The 3158-nt window shown below is 29.0% G+C and carries 4 protein-coding genes; all 4 read left to right on the top strand.

Annotated elements, in window-relative coordinates; all coding sequences use genetic code 11:
* The coding region (gene modA, locus KHW44_RS07855) for a molybdate ABC transporter substrate-binding protein (protein WP_304068088.1) at positions 1-467 on the top strand (467 nt) is incomplete at its 5' end.
* Positions 448-1143 (top strand): molybdate ABC transporter permease subunit, encoded by a 696-nt coding sequence (gene modB / locus KHW44_RS07860; protein ID WP_304068091.1) that lies wholly within the window; start codon positions 448-450, stop codon positions 1141-1143. The genes modA and modB, both read left to right, overlap by 20 nt.
* The gene (locus KHW44_RS07865; RefSeq protein WP_304068094.1) at positions 1130-1744 is read left to right on the top strand and encodes an ATP-binding cassette domain-containing protein; all 615 of its coding nucleotides are present in this window, start codon (positions 1130-1132) and stop codon (positions 1742-1744) included. The genes modB and KHW44_RS07865 overlap by 14 nt, the downstream gene beginning before the upstream one ends.
* A 76-nt stretch (positions 1745-1820) precedes the next feature.
* Positions 1821-3158: ribonuclease R family protein (locus KHW44_RS07870; RefSeq protein WP_304068097.1), on the top strand; the 1338-nt coding region annotated here is incomplete at its 3' end.

Consider the following 3158-nt stretch of genomic DNA (forward strand, 5'->3'; position numbering starts at 1 on the left):
CAAAAAGTTTATTAAAAAACAAGTTAGTTATTGTTAAAAACAAAGAAACTGATGTTACAATTTCTAAAATTGAAGATTTGGAAAACATTAAAGGCAAAATTGCTGTAGCAGAATTAGAAACTGTTCCAGTAGGACAATATACAAAACAAAGTTTGACTCATTATAATTTATTGGACAAGCTTCAAGAAAAATTTGTATATGGTAAAAATGTTAAAGATACTTTGAGATTTGTTGACAGCAAGGAAGTTGAAGTTGGATTTGTTTATTCTTCTGACGCGGTAACTGATGATAAGGTTGAAGTAGCTTTTAATGTTGATGAAAGTTCTCATAAACCTATTATTTATCCGATAACTAAAACAACTTACTCTAAGAATACCGAAATGCAAAACAAATTATATGAATTTTTACAAAACGAATTATCAGCAAAATATTTCAAGGAAGCAGGTTTTGAATCTAGACATGAATAATGATATTATGATGCCTATTATTATTTCATTAAAGGTATCCATAATTTCAACTATTATTACGTCCATTCTATCAATATTTATTGCATGGATGATGGTAAAATTTAACAAGAAAAATGGTAGTATATTAGAGGCAATTATCACATTGCCTCTTGTTTTACCACCATCAATATTAGGGTACATACTTTTAATTGTAATAGGGAACAATGGATTAATTGGGAAATTTTTTTATGATAATTTTGGATGGAGTATTATTTTTACATGGAAAGCGTGTGTTATTGCGTCTGTAATAGTATCATTTCCACTTATGTATCAAAACTGTAAATCTGCATTTCAAAGTATAGACAAGAAAATTTTGAATGCAGCAAGAACTATGGGGGCTAGTGAATGGAAAATATTTTTCAGAATAGCAATTCCTTTAGCTTATACAGGGATAATTAGTGGTTTGGTACTTGCTTTTGCTAGAAGTTTAGGAGAATTTGGAGCGACTATGATGGTTGCTGGAAATATTCCGAGCAAAACTCAAACAATTCCATTAGCGATGTACTACGCGGTTGAACGTGGTGATAAAACAATGGCTAATACCTTAATGATTGTTGTTGTGGTATTTTCATTTTCATTGATATATTTCTTGAATAGATGGATCGAAAAGAGAAGGAATAGAAATGCTGAAGTGTAATATTGAAAAAAAATTAAATCATTTTATACTGAACGTGGATTTTACTGTAGAAAATGAAATTTTGTGTATAATGGGTGAGTCTGGAAGCGGAAAAACATCTATTTTAAACTCAATCGCGGGTTTATTAACTCCGGATAAAGGAGAGATTATTCTTGATGATAATATTTTGTTTTCAGATAAAATAAATTTGAAACCACAGGAAAGAAATATTGGATATGTTTTTCAAGATTACGCACTATTTCCAAATATGAGTGTTAAAGACAATATTTTCTTTATGAATCCTGACAAAAATTATACAAATTTACTTATAGAAAAACTAGGAATTGAATATCTTTTGGAGAATTTTCCTAATACTTTATCAGGTGGAGAAAAACAAAAAGTTTCAATAGTTAGAGCATTAGCGAATAAGCCGCGTTTGCTATTAATGGATGAACCTTTCAGTTCAATTGATGAAAAATTTAAGAATAAGTTTTATGAAGAATTAATCGAAATCAAAAAATCGTTGGATATTCCAATTATCATGGTTACCCATAATAGAGTTGAGGCAGAAATTTTATCTGATAGATTAATCTTTATTGATAAAGGGGAAATTGTAAAATAAACGTTAAATACAACAATTAGGTAGTTTTTTATCATTTAGGGTATAATATAGATAGGAAACAACCAGGAGGTATTTAATGAAAATAAAGCAAAAGGTACTTAATATCGTAAATTCTAATGATTATATTCCTTTAACTTTTGATGAATTATCTTCAAGATTAAATATTGAAAAAAAAGATAAGAAAATTTTTCATAAGATTATTAATGAACTACAAAAAGATAAGAAAATTTTACTCGATAAAAATTCTAATATAATTCCAATTACAGAGCAAAAAGCATATCCAGGTACAATTCAAGGATCTGGAAGTGATTTTTGCTATTTTATTCCCGATGATGAAAGCATTGACGATATATTTATAGCCAAAAAAGATTTAAATGGTGCAATCCACAAAGATAAAGTTTTAGTTACTATAACAGTAGATAAAAAACCAAATAGAAGTCCTGAAGGGAAAGTTTTACAAATTCTATCCCGAGAAACAAAAAAACTTGTGGGAACTTTTGATGAAGCAAAAGGTTATGGTTTTGTAATTTTAGATGATAAAAAATACGGGTTCGATGTTTTTGTCCAATCTGGTAATAAAAATGGAGCAAAAAACAACGATAAAGTCGTAGTTAAATTAATCAAAACTCCATCTAAAAAACACAAAAATCCAGAAGGAGTTATAGTTGAAGTCTTGGGAGGCAAGGACGATCCTGGGATTGACATTTATTCTATAGCGAAGACTTTTAAATTACCGTATGAATTTCCAAAAAAAGTAAAAGAACAAGCAAAGGAAATAGAGCAACAGGTGGATGAATCAGAAAAGAAATCTAGAATGGATTTTAGGGATTTGTTTACTGTGACAATTGATGGATCTGATGCAAAAGATTTTGATGATGCTATTAGTATTACTAAAAAAGATGATAACTTCATACTATATGTTCACATAGCGGATGTAAGCCATTACGTTAGAAAGAATACTGCACTAGATAAGGAAGCTTTTAGAAGAGGAACAAGTGTATACATGTTGGATAGAGTAATTCCTATGTTACCTACAGAATTATCTAATGGAATTTGCTCATTAAACCCTAATGAAGACAGGCTTTGTTTGACAGTTAAAATGGAAATTTCGCCAACAGGAAAAACTCTTGACTACAAATTCTATGAATCTGTTATAAATTCTGATTATAGATTAGTCTATAAAAATGTGTCAGACTTTTTGGAAGACATAGAAAATCCTTATGATGATGAAAAACTCACGGATAATTTATTACTAATGAAAGAATTGTATGAAATTCTAAGTGTTAGAAGGAAAAATAGAGGAAGCATCGACTTTGATTTTCCAGAAACTAAAATTATTTTAGATGAAAATTCTAAAGTAGTTGATGTTACAAAAGATGAAAGAAGAATTGGAAATAAATTGATTGAAGAGTTC

The sequence above is a fragment of the Finegoldia magna genome (genome assembly GCF_018371055.1).
GTDB lineage: Bacteria > Bacillota > Clostridia > Tissierellales > Peptoniphilaceae > Finegoldia > Finegoldia magna_I.

Bases quoted from the DNA above. Each gene is read 5' to 3' on its own strand.
- KHW44_RS07865 (WP_304068094.1), top strand. From the start codon at position 1,130: ATGCTGAAGTGTAATATTGAAAAAAAATTAAATCATTTTATACTGAAC.